Source organism: Plantactinospora sp. BC1 (genome assembly GCF_003030345.1).
Taxonomy (GTDB): Bacteria; Actinomycetota; Actinomycetes; order Mycobacteriales; family Micromonosporaceae; genus Plantactinospora.
This window is the reverse complement of the sequence record NZ_CP028158.1, coordinates 6,368,495-6,390,877: the sequence shown is the minus strand read 5'-3', so window position 1 is coordinate 6,390,877 and position 22,383 is coordinate 6,368,495. Positions and strand designations below refer to the sequence as shown.

The 22,383-nt window shown below is 70.9% G+C and carries 19 protein-coding genes and 2 pseudogenes; 11 read left to right on the top strand and 10 right to left on the bottom strand.

The window, feature by feature from the left end; genetic code table 11:
* Positions 1 to 15 precede the first annotated feature (15 nt).
* Together C6361_RS28055 and C6361_RS28050 are read right to left on the bottom strand one after the other, a co-directional pair.
* On the bottom strand, positions 16 to 927 hold the full coding sequence (locus C6361_RS28055) for a phosphotransferase enzyme family protein (protein WP_107269545.1): 912 nt from the start codon (positions 925 to 927) through the stop codon (positions 16 to 18).
* Positions 924 to 2,126, bottom strand: coding sequence for a transcriptional regulator (locus C6361_RS28050; protein WP_199853105.1), 1,203 nt, complete (start codon positions 2,124 to 2,126; stop codon positions 924 to 926). The genes C6361_RS28055 and C6361_RS28050 overlap by 4 nt, the downstream gene beginning before the upstream one ends.
* Before the next feature lie 326 nt (positions 2,127 to 2,452).
* Between C6361_RS28050 and C6361_RS39300 the strand changes: the two genes are divergently transcribed.
* Both C6361_RS39300 and C6361_RS28040 read left to right on the top strand, forming a co-directional pair.
* Positions 2,453 to 3,217, top strand: a complete 765-nt coding sequence (locus C6361_RS39300) for a DivIVA domain-containing protein (RefSeq protein ID WP_369931455.1) — start codon at positions 2,453 to 2,455, stop codon at positions 3,215 to 3,217.
* Positions 3,218 to 3,240: 23 nt separating this feature from the next.
* Positions 3,241 to 3,492 carry a hypothetical protein gene (locus C6361_RS28040; RefSeq protein ID WP_107271229.1) on the top strand — a complete coding sequence of 84 codons (252 nt, stop codon included), beginning with the start codon at positions 3,241 to 3,243 and terminating at the stop codon, positions 3,490 to 3,492.
* A gap of 78 nt (positions 3,493 to 3,570) precedes the next feature.
* Here C6361_RS28040 and C6361_RS28035 read toward each other — a convergent pair whose 3' ends face one another.
* Together C6361_RS28035 and C6361_RS28030 are read right to left on the bottom strand one after the other, a co-directional pair.
* Complete coding sequence (locus C6361_RS28035) at positions 3,571 to 3,963, bottom strand: Imm1 family immunity protein (protein WP_107269542.1); 393 nt, start codon at positions 3,961 to 3,963, stop codon at positions 3,571 to 3,573.
* Complete coding sequence (locus C6361_RS28030) at positions 3,960 to 4,721, bottom strand: DddA-like double-stranded DNA deaminase toxin (RefSeq protein ID WP_107269541.1); 762 nt, start codon at positions 4,719 to 4,721, stop codon at positions 3,960 to 3,962. Before C6361_RS28030 ends, C6361_RS28035 begins: the two co-directional genes overlap by 4 nt.
* Before the next feature lie 190 nt (positions 4,722 to 4,911).
* Here C6361_RS28030 and C6361_RS28025 point away from each other — a divergent pair, with 190 nt between their 5' ends.
* Both C6361_RS28025 and C6361_RS28020 read left to right on the top strand, forming a co-directional pair.
* Entirely contained in the window at positions 4,912 to 8,244 is a 3,333-nt protein-coding gene (locus C6361_RS28025) for a Swt1 family HEPN domain-containing protein (protein WP_107269540.1), read from the top strand.
* A gap of 6 nt (positions 8,245 to 8,250) precedes the next feature.
* Positions 8,251 to 10,224 carry a DUF262 domain-containing protein gene (locus C6361_RS28020; protein ID WP_107269539.1) on the top strand — a complete coding sequence of 658 codons (1,974 nt, stop codon included), beginning with the start codon at positions 8,251 to 8,253 and terminating at the stop codon, positions 10,222 to 10,224.
* A 67-nt stretch (positions 10,225 to 10,291) separates the two neighbouring features.
* On the opposite strand, the gene C6361_RS28015 is transcribed toward C6361_RS28020, so the two are convergent.
* The 3 genes from C6361_RS28015 to C6361_RS28005 form a co-directional block, all read right to left on the bottom strand.
* On the bottom strand, positions 10,292 to 10,807 hold the full coding sequence (locus C6361_RS28015; RefSeq protein WP_107271228.1) for a PepSY domain-containing protein: 516 nt from the start codon (positions 10,805 to 10,807) through the stop codon (positions 10,292 to 10,294).
* Positions 10,808 to 10,898: 91 nt separating this feature from the next.
* Positions 10,899 to 12,239: a HAMP domain-containing sensor histidine kinase gene (locus C6361_RS28010; RefSeq protein ID WP_107261304.1), complete on the bottom strand. Its 1,341-nt coding sequence runs from the start codon at positions 12,237 to 12,239 to the stop codon at positions 10,899 to 10,901.
* On the bottom strand, positions 12,236 to 12,928 hold the full coding sequence (locus C6361_RS28005; RefSeq protein WP_107269538.1) for a response regulator transcription factor: 693 nt from the start codon (positions 12,926 to 12,928) through the stop codon (positions 12,236 to 12,238). Before C6361_RS28005 ends, C6361_RS28010 begins: the two co-directional genes overlap by 4 nt.
* Positions 12,929 to 13,071: 143 nt before the next feature.
* Here C6361_RS28005 and C6361_RS28000 point away from each other — a divergent pair, with 143 nt between their 5' ends.
* The 3 genes from C6361_RS28000 to C6361_RS37205 all read left to right on the top strand — a co-directional run bounded on the left by C6361_RS28000 (position 13,072) and on the right by C6361_RS37205 (position 15,075).
* Positions 13,072 to 13,668, top strand: coding sequence for a TetR/AcrR family transcriptional regulator (locus tag C6361_RS28000; RefSeq protein ID WP_107269537.1), 597 nt, complete (start codon positions 13,072 to 13,074; stop codon positions 13,666 to 13,668).
* A complete protein-coding gene (locus C6361_RS27995; protein WP_107269536.1) occupies positions 13,655 to 14,494 on the top strand; it encodes an alpha/beta fold hydrolase in 840 nt (279 codons plus the stop codon). The genes C6361_RS28000 and C6361_RS27995 overlap by 14 nt, the downstream gene beginning before the upstream one ends.
* A gap of 89 nt (positions 14,495 to 14,583) precedes the next feature.
* Positions 14,584 to 15,075, top strand: a complete 492-nt coding sequence (locus C6361_RS37205; protein ID WP_159079510.1) for a septum formation initiator — start codon at positions 14,584 to 14,586, stop codon at positions 15,073 to 15,075.
* A 43-nt stretch (positions 15,076 to 15,118) separates the two neighbouring features.
* On the opposite strand, the gene C6361_RS27980 is transcribed toward C6361_RS37205, so the two are convergent.
* Both C6361_RS27980 and C6361_RS27975 read right to left on the bottom strand, forming a co-directional pair.
* A complete protein-coding gene (locus C6361_RS27980) occupies positions 15,119 to 16,072 on the bottom strand; it encodes a terpene synthase (RefSeq protein ID WP_107269533.1) in 954 nt (317 codons plus the stop codon).
* 23 nt (positions 16,073 to 16,095) lie between these two features.
* Positions 16,096 to 16,725 carry a TIGR03085 family metal-binding protein gene (locus C6361_RS27975; protein ID WP_107261293.1) on the bottom strand — a complete coding sequence of 210 codons (630 nt, stop codon included), beginning with the start codon at positions 16,723 to 16,725 and terminating at the stop codon, positions 16,096 to 16,098.
* A gap of 205 nt (positions 16,726 to 16,930) precedes the next feature.
* On the opposite strand from C6361_RS27975, the pseudogene C6361_RS39295 reads away from it, so the two are divergent.
* From C6361_RS39295 to C6361_RS27960, 4 genes and pseudogenes are all read left to right on the top strand, one after another.
* Positions 16,931 to 18,040: pseudogene (locus C6361_RS39295) on the top strand (ABC transporter transmembrane domain-containing protein); the annotation flags it as partial.
* A gap of 111 nt (positions 18,041 to 18,151) precedes the next feature.
* A pseudogene (locus tag C6361_RS39290) lies at positions 18,152 to 18,931 on the top strand (ABC transporter ATP-binding protein); the annotation flags it as partial.
* A complete protein-coding gene (locus tag C6361_RS27965) occupies positions 18,928 to 20,718 on the top strand; it encodes an ABC transporter ATP-binding protein (RefSeq protein WP_107269531.1) in 1,791 nt (596 codons plus the stop codon). The pseudogene C6361_RS39290 and the gene C6361_RS27965, both read left to right, overlap by 4 nt.
* A 98-nt stretch (positions 20,719 to 20,816) precedes the next feature.
* On the top strand, positions 20,817 to 21,629 hold the full coding sequence (locus C6361_RS27960) for a DUF2470 domain-containing protein (protein WP_234359054.1): 813 nt from the start codon (positions 20,817 to 20,819) through the stop codon (positions 21,627 to 21,629).
* A 9-nt stretch (positions 21,630 to 21,638) separates the two neighbouring features.
* Here the strand turns inward: C6361_RS27960 and C6361_RS27955 are convergent, their stop codons facing one another.
* Complete coding sequence (locus tag C6361_RS27955) at positions 21,639 to 22,313, bottom strand: TetR family transcriptional regulator (protein ID WP_107261273.1); 675 nt, start codon at positions 22,311 to 22,313, stop codon at positions 21,639 to 21,641.
* Positions 22,314 to 22,383: the final 70 nt, after the last annotated feature.

Sequence of the window (22,383 nt, the reverse complement as noted above, 5' to 3'; positions counted from 1 at the left end):
TCATTCGCCTAGCCGCTATCCGTACAGGTGCCAACGTTGCCCAGTGTCTTTGCCAAGGAAAGTCCTTAACCGGTGTTGCCATTGCGGTTGGAGGCTTGAATTGCTCTGCAAGACAGGCAGAACGCTTGTGACCAATTGCAGCTCTCGAAGACGCCGCAGGACAGAAAAGCCGGGCCATTCCGTGATGTCGAATCCATAGGCTTCGACTATTAGTGATTGGTTGTTTCCTGTTGGCTCAAAGCGAAGATGGCCGGTCGCCACGGGCGTCAGATCCCATTCGCGTGGGCCCAAACTTGCTGCGTCAAAATCGCATAAAATCGGATGGGTGTTTCCTGTAATGAGGTTCGCGACGGTCGCGTCGCCGTGAATCAAGCCTGGCGGCAGATCGTATGCGAGGCCACTCAGGTCACTCTCGATTTCACTGCTTACGTCAAGTAGTCGAGCGTAATTTTCGGCGCCAAGTATTTCTGCTTCATCGAGTCTGCTGCGGATGCTGCTGATCGGGTCCCAGAGTGGGAGCATTGGTGGCCTGTCGGCGATATGATGGAGCTGTTTGAGTATTTCGCCGAGATGCCTTCCGTTGGCCGGTGGCCCACCCTCGGGTACCTGTTTCCAAAGGGTGACAACATCGCCATCGATAAGCAGCGGTTGCTCGATGCTCTTTAGGGGGCGTACGGCGGGGAAGTTGTGTTTCGCAAGCCAGTTAGTGACCTGCAACACCTTAGTCACCCGGTTGCGCATCGTCGCCGAACCTGCGATTCGCAGCACGACAGACTCTCGGGGTAGCCGGAAGACGGCGTTGTTGGTGAACTTGATCAGAGTGGCGTCGGTTGGGTCAAGCCCTGTCTCGCGGCATGTGGCAGCCACGATCATCTTCAACCTGGCCGGTCCGAGGCGACCTTGTAGGGGGTCAGCATGCGCGCTCATACCTCGCGCAGCGTAGCAATCCTTTCTTGGAGGCACAGCACGTCGGCATGGTGCCGATGTCGCTGGGCCTCTGTGAGCAGCGGCGTCAGCCGGTCAAGGACACGTGACGACCGCACCTGTTGCGCCGCGTCGACGGCCAGGTGACCCACAGCCGAGCCATGATCAAAATCGCCGTCCATCAGGTGCAGCCTCGCGAGGGCAGTCAGCTCGAACGCTCGGCTTCGCGCCATGTGCTCTGCCCTCATGGAGAGGCTCAGATGGAAGCCGGCGATCGCTGCCTGCCTGTGTCGGGGTGGAGCCTGCGGCAGGGACGCCTTGGCCATCGCGATGCATGCGTTCAAATCTGCCCTGGTGAAGAAGGTCATCCAGGTTGGTGCCTTGCTCTCGTGTGCGCGGGAGAACTCGTCTTCTGCGCGGCCGGCGGACTTGAGCACCTGACCCTCGTCGCCGAGTAGGCCGTATGTCCATGCCTCATTGGCACAGAGCAACGCCACGGCCAGTTCGGATCCCGACTCCTGTGCGGCAATCTGACCGAGCTGGAAGAATTTCAATGCTTCGGGCAGCAGGTGATGGTGCAGGTGGAGGCGGCCGAGACAGTAGAGCGCCTTGGCCATTAGTGACGGCTCTTGGGCGTGTTTCGCCTGCTCAAGGGCGCGCACAAAGTGCTCCTTGGCAGAGATGTCCAGACCGACGTCGAACGAGGTCCACCCTGCGAGGTTGTGGAGATCCGCGAGCGCGATGTGCAACACGCGCTTAACCGCATCCTCCTGCTTGCACGTCAGAAGTTGCTGCGCCCATCGGACCTGGGCGCCGACCGCGTCCCGGCAGTAGCCACCGCCGAACTGATAGTCGAGCGCACGTAGGCCGGCGGCTATGTTCCGGAGTCGGTCGACGTCCACGAGACCTATTTGCTCGGGGACCGGCGTGGACTCCAGGCGTAGTGGCTGAGTCCAGATGTTGGAGGCGACATCGCCGACTACGACTTGCGCCGAGCGTGCAAGCGACTGTTTCGCGGACCAACTACTGATGGTGACTGCGGCCGACATCGAACTTTGCTCGCCGTGATCCGTACTGGATGCCAACCCCATATAGCCACGAGGAATGCTGAGACCTTCGGCGATGCGGAGGAGTACGTCGTACGCCATTACCTGGCGCCCTTTTATGATCTCGGAGATCTCTGACTGTGACTGGCCGGTCAAGGCTGCTATATGCCGCTGAGATACACCGCACCGTTGTAGAAATCGGAACACGGTTGCAACATCTCGCTTGGCGAGGGCCGGACGGATATCATCTCGCTCCCAGAAGTTTTTGGGGATCGCCGGTCCTGAGCCTGGATGAACGTTCATCCTGTCTCCGGCCAGTGGCTGTCCATGACGGCATGCTATAGCTGCACAAGGCCATTTGGAAGAGGCGATCGGTTGTGCTGATCGGCGGGACCTATCAGCACAACAGAACACTCGCGATTGATGTTGGCGATCTACTGCGCGTCTCGCTTGTGGCGTCGGGTCTTCGGCAGTCTCGTTCCATGGCCCGGGGCGGGTGCTGGGCCGCCGGTCGTCGCCTTCCCCCTTACGTGACGAACGACCCCGCCCGCCTCGGTGCCACTCCAGAGAACCCGATCGAGGGGAGAGCTGTGGTGGATGGTTTGCCGGCCGCCGCGCAGCCACCGGAGTCGGAAGAGCCGGAGCCGGAGGAGCCGAAAGCGTCGGAGGAGTGGGAGATCCCGCTTCCCGTCTGGATCGGTGAGGAGCACGTCCGGTTCGCCGTTCGCGCGCTCGTCCTGCACGTGTCCGACGACGAGCCGACGGGACCGCGTTGTCTCTGGGACGCGCACCCACACCCGTGCCGGCTCGCCAGGTGGGGGCGCCGGGTGCTGGCGGCTCGTGGGTTCTCCCGACGGGGCCATCGATGTCGTGGTGCGACGGGCCGACCCCTACATCGACCTGACCACCCTCATCGGCGAGGGGTCAACCCAATGAGCGACTACGGTCGGCGAGCACGGCGCACGCCCGCCGAGGCTCGGCCGAGCGGCACGCTCTACGGCGGCGGCGTCCACCCCCCGCCGATCCCCGGCCAGATCCGGACAGCGACCTTCCCACTCACGCCGTTTGGCCGGCGTGGGTACCGACCGTCGGAGGTGCGGCTCTTCCTCACCGCGCTGGCGGAGACCCTGACAGCGCTCCAGGACGAGTTGGCAATGGTCCGCACCGAGAACGAACGGCTCAAGGTGCACCTTCGGCAGTGGCAGAGCCGGAACTCGTCCGGCCGCCATCGCGCGGAGCGGCGATGAACGACGGTGACCGGGTGGCTGACGTGTCGGGTCGGCACGTCATCCACCTGCCGGTTGTCGTATCCGACATCGAGGCCGCCGCCGACCTGGCGGCCTGCCTGGCCGACTCGCTGGCCTTCCTCGGCCTGGTGGATGTCGGCGAGATCACCGTCTCGGCCGAGGACGCCCAGGACGTACGCCGTCGGGTCTATTGCGATCGGCTGCTTCCGGCAGGTGGCCGATGCGACGCCCGGGACGGCCACCCCGGTGCCTGTCTCCGAAATACCAATCCATGAGTCACCCGCGACTCGGGTGGAGTCGCCAGGCTCGCCTGGCGGTCCCGCTGCCGGCGAAGGCCATTCTGCTGTTGCCGGTCAGCCGGCGGACCACGCGACGGTGGATGGACGTTGCCCGGTCCGGATGTAGGCGGCGACGGCCGCACGGGCCAGGTCGATCGAGACCCGAGCCAGGTTGCCGGGGATGGTGACCGGCGGATGATCGGAGGATTCGAGGACCACGATGGGGGCACCCGGCCCCAGTTCCACGCCGTGGCTGTTGTCGGGGAGCCAGCGCAGTGCCGCGCGGCCCGCGTCGTAGTCCAGGTCCACCCGCAGAACGTCCTCGCCGCCGGCCGGGCCGATCCAGTACGTGTTCGCTCGGCGGCCGTGCGGGGCGATCCGGTGTGCCCGTTTGTCGAAGAAGGCGGAAACAGCCTCGGCATCGGGCAGAGTCTCTTCGTCCATGTCGTAACTGACCCGGTATGTCACTTCTTTATCCTCTCACCCGTACCTCGGTAGGTCCGCGTCCACCAGGTCGCGCCGCCGTCCGGCGTCGCCCAGACGGTCAGCCGGGATCCGGCCGGCAACAGGTCGCGAATATAGCGTTCGCAGGTCGCGGGCCAGTCGGCGTCGAATCCGCGGTTACCGCAGGTGATGTTGTTGAGTACGACTTCGCCCTCTGACAGGTTCTGCCGACGCATCCGTGCCGCGACATGGCTCTCCACGTGGCTGATGACGGAGTCCGGCCATCCGCCACCAGGGAGCGGGCGAAGGTCGGCTACCGTCGCAGGATCTTCGCCGCTGACAATGAGTTCACCGGCGAACATCCCGGTGGTGCGGTCCCGTGCGCTGGCCCGAACCGGAAGGCTTCGCCCGATCGCGGCAATCGCGTCGGAGGGCGTGGATTCGACTGACGCTTCCGGATCCGAGCGTCGCGGCCGGGGGGCCGGTGAACTCGGACCTGGTTGGGCGGGCGCCGGCAGATCGATGCCGATGGCCCGCCCGTACTCCACGATCGCCGCCACCGCACCGGCAGCCTGTTGATCGGCCTCCCGTAGCCGCTCCAGCGTCGCGGCGCCGTTCCGGATAGCCTGTTCGACCGAGGGATGCCGGCTGCCCTGGGTCAGGGCGACGAGGGTTTCGGTTCTTCCGGCTACCGCCTTGGCGTTGGCCGCGATCTGTGCCCGAAGCCCGGCGATGTCGAGGAGCACCGCCGAGAGCGAGGCAGCGACCTGCGCCAGGCTCACAAACAACCCTCCGTTCGGCTACCAGACGCTATCGAACGGTTACTGGGGCGGGCAACGGCAATGGGCTGAGCGCCAAAGGTTCGAACGGTTTCGGGCCGTCCGTCAGGACACGAGATCGACCGACAGGGGTACGGTAAGCGACGCAACCGTGACGCTTGCCGCCTTTGGGTGGGGGAGGGGCGCTTCGCTGATGGCGCAGAGCAACCGGGACCGGGTGGGTCGTGGGCTGGAACTGCTGACCGAGGGGGTCGCGCCGTTCGTCGAACGGATCATGGCGCCCACGGTCGACCAGGGCCGGGACTGGACCGAGGTACTCGCCGAACGGAGGGGCAACCGCGCCAGTCACGCCTACAACCGGGAGGATCCGCAGACCTGGCTGCGGGTCATCACCGAGGAGCGGCCGTTCCGGGACAAGCTCTCCCACGTCCAGCGCGGCTTCGCCCAGGAACTGCGGGACGTCCGGAACTCGTGGGCGCACGGGCGGGCGTTTACCGACAACGACACCAGCCGGGCGCTGGACAGCATGGTCCGGCTCTGCCAGGCGGTCGGCGCGGTGCCGCAGGCCGAGGCGTTGACCCGGATGCTTTACGACCACCAGCAGGCGTTTTTCGCCAAGCACGCCGGTCGGGCGGCTAAGGCCACCGTCGAGCCGGGCGTCGCCGGTAGCGGGCTCAAGCCGTGGCGTGAGGTGATCAAGCCTCATCCCGACGTGGCCACCGGCAACTTCTCGGCCAGCGAGTTCGCCGCCGACCTCGCCCAGGTCGCCCGGGGAGAGGCCCGGGACGAGTACGGCGACCCGGTCGAGTTCTTCCGCCGCACCTACCTGACGGAAGGGCTGCGAGACCTGCTCGGCAAGGCGGTCCGGCGGATCGGCAGGGACCCCAACGCCGACCCGGTGATCAATCTCCAGACGAACTTCGGTGGCGGCAAGACCCACTCGATGCTGGCACTCTGGCACGCCTTCTCCGGCAAGCCGCTGACCGCATACCCGCAGGACATGCAGGAACTGCTCGCCGGCAGTGACCTGGCGGCGCTCGGTGCCGACATCCGCCGGGTCGCCCTGGTCGGCGACCATCTCTCGCCGAGCCTCGGCATGCCGAAGCCGGACGGCACGATGGTGCAAACCATCTGGGGCGAACTGGCCTGGCAGCTCGGCGGCCGGCCCGCATACACCCAGATCGCCGAGGCCGACCGCACCGGCACCAATCCGGGCGAAGCGCTCAGCATGCTGATCGCGGCCTACTCCCCGTGCCTGATCCTGATCGACGAGTGGGTCGCCTACGCCCGCCAGCTCGCCGACGAACCGGGGGCGCTGCCGGCCGGCACCTTCGACACGCAGTTCACCTTCGCGCAATACCTGACCGAGGCGGTCAAGGCCACCCCCGGCGCGCTACTGGTGATCTCCATTCCGGCCTCGGACCGGGGGGAGGCCGACGACGGCGGCGCGGCCATCGAGGTGGGCGGTCCGCGCGGCCAGGACGCGCTGGCCCGTCTCCAGAACGTCGTGGGCCGGGTCGCCAGCCAGTGGCGGTCCGCGTCCCAGCAGGAGTCGTTCGAGATCGTCCGGCGCCGACTCTTCGAGGAGCCGGACGGCGAGGCCCGGACCCACATCGCCGCCGTGGCCCGGCGATTCACCCAATTCTACGCCGACCACCGGCTGGAATTCCCGGCCAACTGTTCCGAACCGGCCTACGAGGCCCGGATCCGCGCCGCCTATCCTGTGCACCCGGAGCTGTTCGACCGGCTCTACATCGACTGGTCGACGCTCGACCGCTTCCAGCGGACCCGTGGGGTGCTCCGGCTGATGAGCAAAATCATCTTTGCCTCCTGGCAGGCGCACGACCCGGCCCCGCTGATCATGCCCGGCAACGTGCAGCTCGAAGACCTGCCGGTGCTCACCGAGCTGACCCAATATCTCGAAGACTCCTGGAAGCCGGTCGTCGACGCCGACATCGACGGCCCCGAGTCGACCCCGGTGCGGATCGACATCGAGCGGACCACCTTCGGGCAACGTCGGATGACCCGCCGGCTGGCCCGGACGATGTTCCTCGGGTCGGCTGCCACTCTGCGCAGCGCACACAAGGGCATCGACCAGCAGCGGATCTGGCTCGGCTCGGCCGTCCCCGGCGACACCGTCGGGAACTTCGGATCCGCGCTGCACGTCCTCGCCGACCGGGCGACCTACCTCTACTCCGAGTCGGGCCGCTACTGGTACGACACCCAGCCATCCGTCACCCGTACCGCCCGGGACTACGCCGAGCGGCTGCACCCGGAGGACGTCTGGGCCGAGATCATCAAGCGGTTGCGTGCCAGCCAGACGACTGTCCGGGGCAAGTTCGCTGCCGTACACCCGGCGCCGGAATCCACCGGTGACGTTCCCGACGTCGACGACGCCCGGCTGGTCGTGCTGCATCCCCGCTACACTCACCGGCGCGGCGAGGACAAGTCGAGCGCGGTCACCTTCGTCACCGAACTGCTCGCCCAGCGCGGTACCGCCCAGCGGGTGCACCGCAACATGCTGGTCTGCCTCGCCGCCGACACCCGGGCGATGGAGGACCTGATGGCGGCCAGCCGGGAGTACCTGGCCTGGCGGCAGATCGGCGACCGGCACGAGGAACTGGGCCTCGGCCCGGCACAGCAACGCCAGGCACGCAACCGGATCAAGGAGGCGGATCAGGCCGTCGACCTGCGCATCGGCACGGCGTACATCTGGGCCCTGTTGCCGGAGCCACCCGCCGCCGACAAGCCCGATGTGATCAAGGCGGTCAAGGCGGACGGCTCCAGCGCCCTGGCCGAGCGCGTCAGCACCCGGCTGGTCAACGACGGCACCCTCGGCATCGTGCACGCCCCGACGCTGATCCGGATGCGGCTCGACGGGCCGCTCAAGTCGGTATGGGACCTCGGGCACATCCCGCTCGGCGAGCTGTGGGGCTACTACACCCGCTATCCCTACCTGCCCCGGCTTCGAGACCGCCAGGTGCTGGACCACGGCGTCGAGGACGTGCTCAACCTGGTTACCTGGGAGCGGGAAGGCTTCGCGCTCGCCACCGGATACGACGAATCGACCGGCCGCTACACCGGGCTCGTCATCCCGGGCGGCTCGGCGAGCTTCGCGGCGATCACCGACAGCACCCTGCTGGTCCGCCCGGACCGGGCGCTGGCGCAACGAGAGCTGGAGGAGATCGCCCGGAAGGCCGCCACCCCGAAGACCGAAGACGACCCCGGCGCCACGGTCGTCGGTCCCGGGTTGATCAGCCTGCCACGCCCCGAACCCGAGACACCCGAGCCGAAGCCGACGAGCCACTTCTTTGGGGTCTACCGGACCCGTACCGAGTTCTATGCCAAGGAACTCAACCGGCTCCAGACCGAGGTGCTCGCCCATCTCGCCCGAGCTGGCGAGTTGGAACTGACCATCGAGATCACCGCCCGCAAGCCGGACGGATACGCCGACGACGAGATCCGGACGATTTCCGAGAACGCACGAGTGCTGAAGTTCGAACAGGCCCGCTTCGAAGAGGAGTGACCGACGGTGCCCGTTGACAAGACCAGCAAACAGGTCGTCGTGCTCGTCTCCCAGATCTCCAGTGGTGAGATCAAACTGCCCGAGATCCAGCGCGGGTATGTCTGGAAACCGACTCAGGTGGCGAAGTTCGTCGAGTCGCTCTATCGCGGCTACCCTTCCGGAGCCCTGCTCTTCTGGAAGACCACCGACAAGCCACGGACTCGGGACGTGGCGGCGGACGCGCCCACCCTGCAACCGGCTGCGGAACCGCTCTACCTGCTCGACGGCCAGCAACGGTTGACCTCGTTGCACCGCGTCTTCAACGACCACCCTGAGGCGCAGATCGTCTTCAACGTCGAGAAGGAGACCTTCCAGAACCAGAGCGCGGCGACGAAGAAAGACCCGCGCTGGGTAAAGGTCTACGACATCCTCAACCACGACGACCTGCTCGAACTGCGCAGCGAACTGCTCGCCGCCGGGGTGAAGGTCGATTCCAAGGAACTCGGCCAGCGGCTCAAGCGGATCGAGGCCATCGAGCAGTACTGGTACCACCTGGAGATCCTGACCGGATTCTCCTACGAGGACGTCGCGGACATCTTCGTTCGGGTCAACAGCGGACGGGCACTCAAGACCCTCGACCTGGCGCTCGCCACCCTCTCCGCACGCTGGTCTGGAATCCTCGCCAAGCTGGAGGCGGAGGCTGACCACTGGGTCAAGCAGGGTTACGCCGGACTCGACGTGGTCTTCCTCTCCCGCGCGTTCGCCGGGGCCGTGCTTGGTCGAGGGCTCTCCGCGCACTCACACGCCCGGCTCGTCGAAGCGAGCGACGAGCAGTTGGAACGCGGCTGGGAGACGGTCAAGCGAGGGCTAAAACACCTGGTTCCGCTGTTGCAACACAACCTGAACGTCAGCCGGTCGAGCCTGCTGCCCTCGCTTGTCGCGTTGATTCCGATCGTGATCTATCTCGGCGAGCGGGACGACGAGGCGCTGGACCAGGACACCGCAAACGGGCTGCTCTACTGGCTGCTGGCCGCCTACGTGCGCAACCGCTACAGCGGATCCACCGACACCGTGCTCGGCCAGGACATCCCCGCGGTGCGAGACGCTGATCCGGTGCGCCGCCTGCTGCGCAACCTCGGAGTTCATTCCCGCTTGGTCGTGACGCCGGACGCACTCGCCGGGCGGAGCCGGGAGAGCCCGTACTTCTTCCTCAGCTTTCTAGCCTGCCAGCGGAACGGGGCGCACGACTGGTGGCACGGCACCGCCATTGCCCCAGGACTGGACGGGGCGCAGAAGCTGGAGTACCACCACATCCACCCCGTGGCGACCCTGCGGGACGCCTACTCGAAGGCAGACATCAACGACCTTGCCAACCTCGCCTTCATCTCGGCGAAGGCGAACAAGAAGATCAGTGACAAGTCGCCGAGTGCCTACTTCTCGAGCCTGGGCGAGGCTGAACTCCGCGCCCACCTCGTCCCACTCGACGTACGGCTACGGGAGTCTTCGACGTACCCGGAATTTCTGGCGGCGCGGCGGAACCTGCTGGCGGCGGCGATGACCGACCTCCTCGACACCGTCCGACCCAAGTGGTTGGTCGACACGCAGAGTCCCCAGCCAGACCCGATTGACGGGCTGGCGCTGGAAATGACGCTGTATCAGAGCGCGTGGGAGGCGGGCCGATTGCTGCTGTCCGCTCGCGGACCGGGTGTCACCTGGAGCGGCGCCGTCGCACTGCCAGAGCTGGAGGCAGCATTGGCACAGGCCGCCGACGGCATCGACGGGGACGTGGAGATCGCTGGAGAGACGATACCGGTGCGCGTCCTGGAGGACGCGATCGAAGTACAGTTCGGCCCCTTCATGGTCGTCGGTACATCTGAGCAGTGGACCGAGGTGCTGGCGCGAGAACGCGCGGACGCGAGAACGCTGTCGCAGTGTCCGGTGGTGCCAGTTGTGCCATGGACGGGCGAGACGATGCGTCTCCCGGTGACCAGCACCGACTGACAGCAGCGGGGAGCACTCCGGTAGTCCCGGAGCAGACGGCAGGTTCCGCCTACTCCGGGAACCGGCCTCAGTCGTTGTCGTCGTCCTTGTCGTCGTCCTCGTCGTCGCGGTCGTCGTCCTTGCCGTTGTCGTCGTCCTGCTCCCGGTCGGTCTTGACGATCTCGCCGGTGGCCGCGTCCACGTCCACCTCGATCTCCCAGCCGTCCTTGACGACCTCGACGCTCCACACCTCGCGCCCGTGTTCCTGCTCCCGCTCGACCTCGTCGAGCTGGCCGCCACCGGCGCTGGCCAGGGCGATCTCGACGGCCCGCGCCGAGTCGACGGACCCGGCCGGTGCCGAGCCGGTCGGTGCGGGAGAGCCGGTCGGTGCGCCCGACGGCGTACCGCTGGGCGTGGCGGTCGAACCGGCGCCGGGGGTACCCGTCGCTCCGCCGCCGGGCGTGGGCGCAGCGGGCGCGGTGGTGGCGACGGCGCCGAACCCCTGCCGCTCGCCCTCCGCCGCGCTGGCCCCGATCGCGGTGCCGACGACGGCGGCTGCCGCCAGCACGCCACCGACGCTCAGGACCAGAGTCTTTCGCCGCATCGCAGTCTCCTCCATCGTCGCGAACACCCGGTTCCGGGGTTCTCGGCACCGAGGTTCGCGCGGATCGGGATAGCGGCGCGCTGTCCGAACCCTAAGCCTCGGTAAAGAGGGCGGACGGCGACCCGCTGGTGGCCAGCGGCGGTCCGAGGGTGACCGCGACCCGCGCCCCGCCACCGTCGGCCTCCGACAACTCGAACCGGCCGCCGCTGGCCCGGGCCGCCCGGCGGGCGATGTCCAGGCCCAGCCCGGTCGAGCCGGCGGCGCTCGCCCCACGCTCCACCAGCCCGGCGGGGACGGGTCCGACCAGGGCCGGTGGCAGTCCGGGGCCGCTGTCGGCGACGGTCAGCAGCGCACCTCCGCCGGGGCGGGGCGCCAGCGCGACGGTGAAACCGGTCCCGTCCGGGGTGTGTGCGAAGACGTTGCCGAGCAGGGCGTCCAGCACCGCCGCCAGTTCGTCGGCGGGCAGCCGTACCGGCAGCGGCCGGTCGGCCAGGTCGAGCCCGACGGCCCGCCCGGTGTCCTCGGCCAGTACGGTCCAGAACGCCACCCGGTCCCGGACCACCGCCGTGGCGTCGCAGACCGGTTCGGTACCGGTGTCGGTGCCCCGCCGCCGGGCCTGCCGGATCAGCCCGGTTACCGCCCGCTCCACCGCGTCCACCCGCTCGGTGATCCGGGCCGCCTCCCGGGGGTCGGCCAGTGACTCGGACTCCAGCCGCAGCGACGTCAACGGGGTACGGAGCCGGTGCGACAGGTCGGCGAGCTGCTCGCGTTCGTCGCGCAGCAACTCCTGGATCCGGGTGGCGAGATGGTTGAGCGCACCGGCCACCGCCCGCAGCTCCGCCGGGCCGGAGGGGGTGGCCCGGGCGGTCAGCTCGGCGCCGGCCAGCCGGTGCGAGACCGCCGACAGCTCGGCGATCGGGGCGGTCAGCGACCGGGCCAGCCGGTCGGCGACGGCGAGGCCGAGCAGCAGCAGCGCCACCCCGAGCCCGGCCAGCACCAGCCAGGAGCGGTAGACGCCGTGGGTCAGCTCCTCCTCGGAGACGAAGGTGCGGATCACCGCCGTACCGTCCGGGCGGCCCTGCACGGCGACCAGGATCTCCCGGCCCTCCTCGCCCGCGACGGTGAGGCTCTCGCCCCGGGCGGCCAGCTCGACGCCGTCGGTCCGGGGCGCGCCGTCGCCGAGGACCGCGCCGTCGGGGAGGAAGACCGTGACCGGCCGGTCGGCCGCGGCCCCGACCTGCTCGGCGGCGAGCCGCAGCCCGTCCGGGCCGGTGGTCCCCACCAGCGGGACCAGCGCCTGCACGTCGGCGGTGGCGGCCACCACCGCCCGGTCCGCGGCGACGCCGCGCAGCAGCACCGCGAGCGGGACCAGGAAGGCCAGCAGCACCAGGCCGGTGGTGGCCGCGACCAGCAGGGTGAGCCGGCGCCTCACGGCCGGGTCCCGGGTACGTCGAGCCGGACCCCCACCCCGCGCACCGTGTGCAGGTAGCGCGGCTGTTGCGCGGTCTCGCCGAGCTTGCGGCGCAGCCACGACAGGTGTACGTCCACCGTCTTGTCGGCGCCGCCGTAGGGCAGCTGCCACACCTCGGTCAGCAGTTCCCGCTTGCTCACCACCCGACCGGCCCGGGCGGCCAGATAGTGCAGCAGGTCGAACTCCCGGGGGGTCAGTTCGAGGGGTGTCCCGGCCAGGGTCGCCTGCCGGCCCGCCGGATCGACCCGCAGCTCGCCGACGGCCAGCGCCGCCGGGCCGTCGGCCGGGCCGGTGCCGCGCCGCAGTACCGCCCGGATCCGCGCGTCGAGCTGGGCGGCGGTGAAGGGCTTCACCACGTAGTCGTCGGCGCCGGCGTCCAGCCCTCGGATGATCTCGGCCTCCTCGTCCCGGGCGGTGGCGATGATCACCGGTGTGCTGTTCACCGCCCGGAGCATCCGGAGCAGCTCCAACCCGTCCAGGTCGGGCAGGCCGAGGTCGAGTACGACGAGGTCGGGCCGGTCGTCGAGGACCCGTTGCAGCCCGGTCATCGCGGACTGCACGGCGGCTACCGCGTGTCCCCGGTCGCGCAGCGCGTGCAGCAGCGGGGTACGGATGGCCGGGTCGTCCTCGATCAGCAGTAGGCGAGCCACACCGGCACGGTAACCCGGAAATGGCCTCCGGCACCCGGTTGGCGGCGGCCCGGCCGCCGACCGGCCCCTCCGACCGGCCGGCGCACGGAACGCGCTACTATCTTAGGGTCATTAAGTTTTTGCTTAGAAGGTGAAAGGTCGGTATGCCGCGCCAGGGTCTGACGAGTGAGCGGGTCTCGGGCGTCGCCGCCGAGCTGGCGGACGAGGTGGGACTCTCCCGGTTGACCGTGGCGGCGGTCGCCCGGCACTTCGGGGTCTCCGACGCCGCGCTCTACGCGCACGTGCGCGGCCGGGACGCCCTGATCGAGCAGGTGGCGGTGCGGGCGGCGGCCACCTTCGCCGACCGGCTCGGCCTCGCCGTGGCCGGACGGGGCGGCCGGGAGGCGCTGCTCGGCTTCGCCGACGCGTACCGGGCGTTCGCGGTGGCCCACCCCGGGCAGTACGCCGCGACCCAACTGCCGCTGCCGGCCGAGGTCGGCGCTAACTCGGCCGGACACCTGCGCATGATCGAGTTGAGCTACGCGATGCTGCGCGGGTACGGGCTGGCCGAACCGAGGCTGACCGACGCCCTGCGTTTCGTCCGCAGCACCCTGCACGGCTTCGCGACGCTGGAGAGCGCCGACGGGTTCGGTCATCCCCGCGACGTCGACGCGTCCTGGCGCCACATCCTCGACGCGATGCACACGACGCTGAGCAACTGGCCGACCGAAACGGAGGAGAGTGGAAATGCCGAGTCATGACAGCCACGACCAGGAGGTCGACTCGCCGGACGGCACCCGACTGGTGGTCCGCAGGACGGGTTCCGGCGACCCGGTGATCCTGGTGCACGGCTCGGGAGGCGGGCTGCACTCCTGGGCCGGCGTCGCCGAGCTGCTCGCCGACGACCACGAGCTGTGGCTGCCGGCCCGGCGCGGTTACGGTCCCAGCGACGTCCCACCGGCGGTCAAGTCCTTCAAGGACGAGGTCACCGACCTGGTCGCGGTGGCCGAGGCGGCGTACGCGTCGTCGGGCCGGCGGGTTCATCTGGTCGGCGCCTCCTACGGGGCGACCCTGGCCCTGCACGCCGCCTCGACCGAGCCGACCCGGTTCCGCTCGCTCGCGCTCTTCGAGCCACCGCTCTTCGCGGCGGGGTCGGAGCTGGTGCCGCTGCTCGACCGGTACCGTGCCGCCTTCGACCGGGACGACGCGGTGGCGATGGCGGCGGTGTTGAACGAGGTGACCCGGGTCCCGGCGGAGGTGGTCCGGGCGTTCGCCGCGGCGGCAGGTGACCGCGAGCCCGACCCGGCCGAGGCGCGCCGGTCGGCGGTCGGCTGGCTGCACGACCTCGAAGCGCTGGCGACCGACAGCACGGACGTCGCCCGCTGGTCCTCGATCGGCCTGCCGACCCTGCTGATGCAGGGCGCCGACACCTGGGAACCGATGCCGAGCGCGATGGACGCGCTCGCGGCGGCGATCCCGCGACTGCGCCGGGTGGTCTGGGCCGGGCAGTCGCACTTCGTGACCGCCACGGCGCCCGCGCTGGTCGCCGACGCCCTGCGCGGGTTCTTCACCGAGGTCGACGGCTAGCGGGTCGAGGATGCGCCGGGGCGGGCCGTTAACGGTTCCTTAGGGTCCGTCGGCACCGGCCTTAACGGCCGAGCGGGCATCATCGGAGGATGCGTCGACGTACCCTGCTCGCCCTGGCCGGCTGGCTGCTCGCCGCGCTGGTCGCGACCGGGACCGGGCTGGCCGCCGTACAGGTGATCGGAGCCGGGCTGACCGGGCCGGCGGGTGAGGTGCGCAGCCCGGCCGAGGTGGCCCGGGCGCTGGCCGCCACCCCGCCGCCGGCCGCCCCGAGCGCGGCGCCCTCCGGCGGCACCGCCAGCCCCTTCCCGACCCTCTCCGCCGCGCCGCCGGCCGGCGCCGACGACTCGCGCCGGCTGGTCTCCACCCCCGGGGGTACGGTGCTGGCCGAGTGCGCCGGCCGGCAGGTCTGGCTGAGCGCCTGGACGCCGGCCCAGGGTTACCGGGTCGGCGAGGTCGAGCGCGGTCCGGACGACGACGCCGAGGTGACCTTCCACGGCTCGGGCGGGCGGATCGAGGTCGAGGTCGAGTGCGTCGGCGGCGGGCCGGTGCCGACCTGGAAGGCGCACGGCGACGACGACTGACCCGGCCGGTCGGGGGCGCGCCGGCCACGCCACGGGGGTCGGTTCAGTGGTAGCGGCCCGCGCCCAGGGACCAGTCGTAACTGCCCCGGATCCAGGCCCGGCGGGCGGTGACGAACCGCAGGGTGTCGGGGTCGCCGCCGGCCAGCAGCGCCGACTCCAACCTCAGGTACGCCCGCAGCCCGGCGTTGAACCGGTGGGCCGCGTCGAGGAGTCCGGCCCGCTCCTCCCGCCCCGCCTCCCGGGCGAGTACGACGATCAGGTTGTGCCCGTCCCGGCCCTGCCGGCGCTCCTTGGCGTACGAGAAGACGTCGTTGCACCAGCAGACCAGGTCGGCGGCGAGGTCGTCCAGGTGGGACGCCTCCAGGTCGGCCCGGCAGATCGCCTCGGCCAGTCCGCCGTACGCCAGGTCGGTCAGGGTGAAGCTGGGGCGTACCGCACCGGTGTGCCGGCGCATCTGGAGGTACTCGGCGACCGCGGGTACCCGGTCCCGCTCCCGGTTGGCCGCCTCCCAGAGCAGCGCCAGCAGGTAGTCCCGCATCTGGGCGGCGAACCGGAGCAGCAGCCGGGGCGGGCCGTGTGCGCGTACCCGTCGGCAGAGGTCGTGCAGGCCGGCGGCGGTCGGGCCGGCGACGGCGGTCGAGCCCGGCGAGGCCGGCCCGCCGCGCAGGTCGAGGACGTCGAGCAGCTGCCCGACGACCGGGGCGAGCCGGGCCGGGTCGTCGCCCAGGCCGTCGTCGTCGCAGCGGTCGTCGAAGGTGAAGAGCCAGCTGAACAGGTCGGCGAGCAGCCGGAGCTGCTCGGGCCGGGCGTCCGGGCAGGTCCGGCCGGCCAGCTCGGCCGCGTTCGCCCGGTCCAGCCGGCGGGCCGCGGCGGGGCTGCCGACCAGGCCGAGTTCGCTGGCCCACCGGGTGGACTGCGGCCCCACCTGCCCGACGTGCGCGCTGACCCGTTCCGGGAAGGGTGGCCGGGTCAGCCACGCCAGGGCGAGGGCGCGCATCGGCAGGACGGCGGGTTCCTGGTTCAGATCCCGAGTTTCGCGGTACGTAACCGCTCGGTGAGCGCGGTCGGACCGACCAGTTGCACCCGGGCGGCGCGCTGCCGGCCGAACAGGAACATCATCAGCTCGCCGGGGGACCCGACCATCCGGAGCTGCTCGCCGCCGGCCCCGGCGGTGGTCTCGCCGTGCTCCGGCGCCTGGATCAGCAGGGCGGCCGGAAACCGGCGCAGCGACATCCGGGCCATCGCCGGGATGCGCTTCCAGAGCGCGGCCCGCTGCCCGGCCGGAAGCTCCCGGGGCTGCCAGTCGGGCCGGGCCCGCCGGACGTCCTCGTGGTGCACGAAGTACTCGACCAGGTTCGCCAGCTCGTCGATCGGCGGCAGCGCCAGCGGGCTCCACCGGGGCGGGCGCCGGACCAGCTCGACCAGGGCCGGGTAGGGCCGGCCGGCCATCGCCGCCTGGACCCGTGTCCCGTGCGCCCGCAACGGCGGGAGGAGCAGGCCGGCCGCCGCGTCCGGGCGGCGTTCCCGGACCACCAGGTGGGCGGCGAGGTCTTTCGCGGCCCACTCGGGGATGATCGTCGGTCCGTCCGGCCCGATCGCCAGGAGGAGATCGGCCAGCGACTGTCGCTCCGTGTCCGCGTAGCGGGGCATGTCTTGATCGTAATCCCGATCCGGCCGACCGGTGTGCCACCGCCGGTTCGTATCCGTTGCGCGCGCGGTCCGGCACCGGGGAACAGGTTGTGACAGCAGACACAATCAGGGCCGAGTCGGTATCACCCCGGCCAATCGGTTCGTCAAGCCCGCGCCTGATCAGTAAGGATGAGCTGGACGCAAGAGGCTTACGGCGGGGGAGAGCGTGGCGGGCAAGACAAGCCGGGACATACTCGTGCGGGGGATCAGGGTCCTCGGCTACGCGATCCGCGACGAGCCACGGATCTTCGCGGTGGCGGTCGGCGGCAGCGTTCTCTACAGCCTGTTGATCATCGCGAGCGCGTACGTGGTCGGCGCCGTCGTCGGCGACGTGGTGGTGCCGTCGCTGGAGACCGGCCGGGTCGACCTGGCCGCGGTACTGCTCGGCGCCGGTGCGCTGCTCGCGGTCAGCCTCGGCCGGGTACTGGGAATGTTCGGTCGCCGGCTCGGCGCCGGCTTCATGCAGTACCGATTGCAGGCCAGCTACCGGCGCCGGATCACCCGCCGCTACCTGGAGCTGCCGCTCTCCTGGCACCACCGGCACGCCACCGGCACCCTGCTCTCCAACGCCAACTCCGACGTGGAGGCCGCCTGGTTCCCGATCGCGCCGCTGCCGTTCGCGGTCGGCACCCTGGTGATGCTGGTCGCGGCGATGGGCTCGCTCTTCTTCACCGACTGGGTACTCGCGCTGGTCGGCGTGGCGATCTTCCCCGCGCTCTTCGCCCTGAACGTCGTCTACTCCCGACGCATGGCGCCCCGGCAGGCCCGCGCGCAGCAGATGCGCGCCGAGGTCAGCGCGATCGCCCACGAGAGTTTCGACGGCGCGCTGGTGGTCAAGACCATGGGCCAGGAGGCCCGGGAGACGACCCGGTTCGCCGCCCAGGCCGGTGAGCTGCGGGACGCGCTGATCTCGGTCGGTCGGCTCCGGGGCGTCTTCGACCCGATGCTGGAGACCCTGCCCAGCCTCGGCACCCTGGCGGTGCTGCTGGTCGGCGCCGCCCGGTTGAGCCAGGGTGCGGTCACCATCACCGAACTGGTCAGCGTGGCGTTCCTCTTCACCGTGCTGGCCTTCCCGGTCCGGGCGATCGGCTGGGTCCTCGCCGAACTGCCGCGCAGCGTCGCCGGCTGGGACCGGTTGCAGACCGTGCTCACCGCCACCGGCCAGATGCCGTACGGCGACACCACGCTGGACCGCCGGGACGGCCGTCCGGCCACCCTCGTCTTCGACCGGGTCACCTTCGGGTACGCCCCCGCCGAACCCCCGCCGCCGACCGCCCCCGCCGAACCGGGCCTCGCCATCGAGGAACCGGAAACCGCGGCGAGGCCCGTCGGGGTGGCACCGCCGACCGGACCGGCACCCGCCGAGCCGACGCCGGCCGGGCCGGTACCGGTGCTGCACGACGTCTCGTTCACCGTTCCGGCCGGCCGCACCGTGGCGCTGGTCGGGCCCACCGGCTCCGGCAAGTCGACGATCGTCTCCCTCGCGGTACGGCTGGTCGACCCGGACGCCGGCACGGTGACCCTGGACGGGGTCGACCTGCGCTCCCTCACCGCCGCCTCGCTCGCCGGCAACACCGCGCTGGTCGCCCAGGTGCCGTTCGTCTTCGACGACACCATCCGGGAGAACATCACCCTCGGCCGGGACGGCATCACCGACGACGACGTCTGGGCGGCGCTGCGGCTGGCCGAGGCGGACGGCTTCGTGGCGGCGCTGCCCGAGGCCCTGGACACCCTGGTCGGCGAGCGCGGCGCGGCGCTCTCCGGCGGCCAGCGGCAGCGACTCACCCTGGCCCGGGCGCTGGCCGGCCGGCCCCGGCTGCTGGTGCTGGACGACGCCACCAGCGCGGTCGACCCGAGGGTGGAGGCGGCGATCCTGGCCGCGCTGCGCGGCGGGCGGTCGGAGTCGACCGACGCCGACAGCCCGCCGGGACCGGGGGCGTCGATCCTGGTGGTGGCGTACCGGCGGGCGACGATCGCGCTCGCCGACGAGGTGGTCTACGTCGAGCACGGCCGGGTGGTCGGCCGGGGCACCCACGCCACGCTGCTGCGTACCACGCCCGGCTACGCGGCGCTGGTAACCGCGTACGAGCGGGCCGAGGCGGAGCGGGAACGCGAGCGGGCGTACGAGGATCCGGCGACCCGCCGGGGCGAAGAGGTGGACGCGTGAGTACGACCACGGCCGGGGCGGTACCGGAGCGGGCGGAGAGCGCCTGGGGGACCTTTCGGCGAGGGCTGGCGCTCTCCCCGGAACTGCGTACCGGACTCGCCGGCACCCTCGCGCTGGCCCTGGTCTCGATGGTCGGCCGGGCCGCCGTGCCGGTGGCGATCCAGCAGGGCATCGACCGGGGGCTGCGCGCACCGGGCGGGCCGGACATCGGGGTGGTCGGCATCGTGGTCGCGGCGACCGCGGCGGTGCTGGTGGTGACCACCATCTGCGGCTATCTGATGATGCGCCGGCTCTTCACGGTCAGCGAGACGGCGCTGGCCGGGGTGCGGGTGCGGGCCTTCCGGCACGTGCACGACCTGTCGACGCTGCACCAGCAGGCGGAGCGGCGCGGCTCGCTGGTCTCCCGGGTCACCAGCGACGTGGACCAGATCACCCAGTTCCTCCAGTGGGGCGGGGTGATCCTCCTGATCAACCTCGGTCAGGTGGTGGTGACCACGGTGGTGATGGCGGTCTACTCCTGGCAGTTGACCCTGGTGGTGTTCGCCGCGTTCGTCCCCGCCGTGGCGGTGATCCGGGTCTTCCAGAAGCGGCTCGCCGCCGCGTACGGGGTGGTCCGGCAGCGGCTCGGCGCGATGCTGGCGGCGGTCTCGGAGAGCGTGGTGGGCGCGCCGGTGATCCGGGCGTACGGGGTCTCCGGCCGGACGGCCGAGCGGCTGGACCGGACCATCGAGGCGCAGCGCCGGGCACAGCAGCGGGCGATCCGGACCAGCGTGATCAGCTTCTCGACCGGCGAGATCGCCGCCGGGCTGGCCCTGGCCGGGGTGGTGGTGCTCGGCGTCAAGCTGGGTGTCGACGGTTCGCTCGGCATCGGCGAGCTGACCGCCTTCCTCTTCCTGGTCACCCTCTTCATCCAGCCGGTGCAGATCGCCACCGAGGTGCTCAACGAGGCGCAGAACGCGGTGGCGGGCTGGCGGCGGGTGCTGGACGTACTCGACGTGGCGCCGGACGTGGCGGACCCGGGGGAGCAGGGCGTCGACCTGCCGGCCGGGCCGATCGACATCCGCTTCGCCGACGTCGAATACCACTATCCGGGCGGCCCGCCGGTGCTGGTCGACGTCAACGTGGACATCCCGGCCAAGACCCGGGTGGCGGTGGTCGGCGAGACCGGCAGCGGCAAGACCACCTTCGCGAAGCTGCTGACCCGGCTGATGGACCCGTCCGGCGGGGCGGTGCTGCTCTCCGGGGTGCGGCTGGACCGGGTCCGGTTCGGTTCGCTGCGCTCCCGGGTGGTGATGGTGCCGCAGGACGGCTTCCTCTTCGACTCCACGGTGGCGGAGAACGTCCGGTTTGGCCGGCCGGAGCTGACCGACGAGGAGCTGGCGTCGGCCTTCACCGAACTCGGTCTCGGCGACTGGGTGGAGGGGCTGCCGCTCGGGCTGGCGACGCCGGTGGGTGAGCGCGGCGAGGCACTCAGTGTGGGCGAGCGGCAGTTGGTCGCGCTGGCCCGGGCGTACGTGGCCGACCCGGACCTGCTGGTGCTGGACGAGGCGACCAGCGCGGTCGACCCGGCCACCGAGGTACGCCTGCAACGCACCCTGGACGCGGTGACCCGGGGCCGGACCACGGTGGCGATCGCGCACCGGCTCTCCACCGCGCAGGCCGCCGACGAGGTGATCGTGGTGGACCGGGGCCGGATCGTGCAGCGGGGTCCGCACGAGGAGCTGGTCAGCGACCCGCAGTCGGTCTACGGCCTGCTCTATGCCTCCTGGTTGGAGCAGACCCGGTAGCGGCGGCGAACGGTGCCGGCGGTGAGATGGACGCCGACCGTCCGATAGGTTAGCCTCCCCTTACTAAGGACAGGCTAACTCCGCCGGAGGTCGACGTCATGCAGCCCAGCTCCGCGGAGGTGGCCCGTACCCTGGCCGCCGGTCGGCTCGCCGGCACCGCCCAGGTCGCCTACCGGCCCGGACCGCACCAGGTCCGGCACGCCACCGACCCGTCCGGCCGGATCCTGCTGCTCGTCTCGATCGTCAGCGACCTGGCCGCCGCACTCCGGCCCGGCAGGAGCGGCCGGGGCACCGCACTGGTGCTCGACGTCCGCGACCTGCCGCCGGCCGCCGGGGCGCCCCCGCTCGGCCGGGTCTGGATCTCCGGCTGGCCGGAGCCGCTGACCGGGGTCGAGGCGCGGCAGGCCGCCATCGACTTCGCCGAGGTGGTGCCGACCGGAGACCTGCTGGACGTCGGCCGGGGCTTCACGCTGCACCGGTTCGAGCCGGCCGAGATCCGGCTCGAACGTGCCGGCACCGTGCGACACGTCGAGCCGGCCGAGTACGCCGCCGCCGAGCCGGACCCGCTGCACCCGCTGGAACGGGACCTCCTCGCCGACCTCGCGGACCACCACGGGCCGGAGATCGCCGCCTTCCTCCGGCGCCAGCTCGGCGACCTCGTACCGCCGGGCGGGGCGGACGAGCCGCCGCCCCGGGTGGTCCGGCTCGACCGGTACGGCATGGTGGTGGCCCTCGGCGGACGCGCTACCCGCTGCCGGGCCCGGCTCGCCTTCCCCCGCCCGCTGACCGGCCAGGCGGAGCTGGCCGAGCTGCTGCATCCCGTGCTCTGCCGGCGGCGGCACCAGGCGCAGCGCCCGGACCGGGAGTGGCCGCTCGGCAGCACCCCCGGCCAGGTCTGGTCCGACCGCTAGCCCTCCGGGTCAGCCGTCCTGCCGCGTCCCGCCCGGCGTGCCGGGGCGCGGTCCGCCCGGCGAGCCGGGATCCGCCGGCCGGGCGGTGAGCCGGGTGACGTCCCCGGTCAGATAACGCTGGATGGTCGGCCCCACCGCCGCGACCACGACGTCCGGCGGCGCCGAGGCGAGCGGCTCCAGCCGCAGGATGTACCGGACGATGACCATGCCGGCCATCTGGGTGGCGACCAGCGACGAGCGCAGCGGTGCCTCGGCCGGGTCGATCTCGAGCAGCCCGGTCGCCCGGCGCAGCACCTGGGTCTCCAGGAACTCCCGGAGCAGCCGGGCGGTCCACTCGTTGTTCATCGCGGACCGGAACAGCGCGACCCCGGCGGTGCCGGCGGGGGAGTCCCAGACCCGCAGGAACGTCCGGACCAGCCGTTCGCCGATCCCGTCGAGCCCACCGGCGGCGATCTGCGGCAGCAGCTCCTGCGGGTCGAACGGGATGTCGATGGTGGCGAGGAAGAGCTGGTCCTTGGTGCCGAAGTAGTGGTGGACCAGCGCCGGGTCGACTCCGGCGGCGGTCGCGATGGCCCGGATCGAGGTGTGGTCGAAACCGCGTTCGGCGAACGCCTCCCGGGCGGCTCTCAGGATGCTCTCCCGGGTGTCGGGGTTGCCCGGTCGCCGTCCGCTCCGTCGTGCCATCGCCGTCCTCGTGCTCGTTCCTCCGGCACCGGTCGGCGCCTCCCGCAGTGGGCGCCGACCGGTGCCGGAC

Coding starts and splice junctions, on each gene's coding strand:
- C6361_RS27995 (WP_107269536.1), top strand. CDS start 13,655: ATGCCGAGTCATGACAGCCACGACCAGGAGGTCGACTCGCCGGACGGC.
- C6361_RS27980 (WP_107269533.1), bottom strand. CDS start 16,072: ATGCGCGCCCTCGCCCTGGCGTGGCTGACCCGGCCACCCTTCCCGGAA.
- C6361_RS28000 (WP_107269537.1), top strand. CDS start 13,072: ATGCCGCGCCAGGGTCTGACGAGTGAGCGGGTCTCGGGCGTCGCCGCC.
- C6361_RS28015 (WP_107271228.1), bottom strand. CDS start 10,807: ATGCGGCGAAAGACTCTGGTCCTGAGCGTCGGTGGCGTGCTGGCGGCA.
- C6361_RS39300 (WP_369931455.1), top strand. CDS start 2,453: ATGGCCCGGGGCGGGTGCTGGGCCGCCGGTCGTCGCCTTCCCCCTTAC.
- C6361_RS27960 (WP_234359054.1), top strand. CDS start 20,817: ATGCAGCCCAGCTCCGCGGAGGTGGCCCGTACCCTGGCCGCCGGTCGG.
- C6361_RS27955 (WP_107261273.1), bottom strand. CDS start 22,313: ATGGCACGACGGAGCGGACGGCGACCGGGCAACCCCGACACCCGGGAG.
- C6361_RS27975 (WP_107261293.1), bottom strand. CDS start 16,725: ATGCCCCGCTACGCGGACACGGAGCGACAGTCGCTGGCCGATCTCCTC.
- C6361_RS37205 (WP_159079510.1), top strand. CDS start 14,584: ATGCGTCGACGTACCCTGCTCGCCCTGGCCGGCTGGCTGCTCGCCGCG.
- C6361_RS28025 (WP_107269540.1), top strand. CDS start 4,912: ATGGCGCAGAGCAACCGGGACCGGGTGGGTCGTGGGCTGGAACTGCTG.
- C6361_RS28055 (WP_107269545.1), bottom strand. CDS start 927: ATGAGCGCGCATGCTGACCCCCTACAAGGTCGCCTCGGACCGGCCAGG.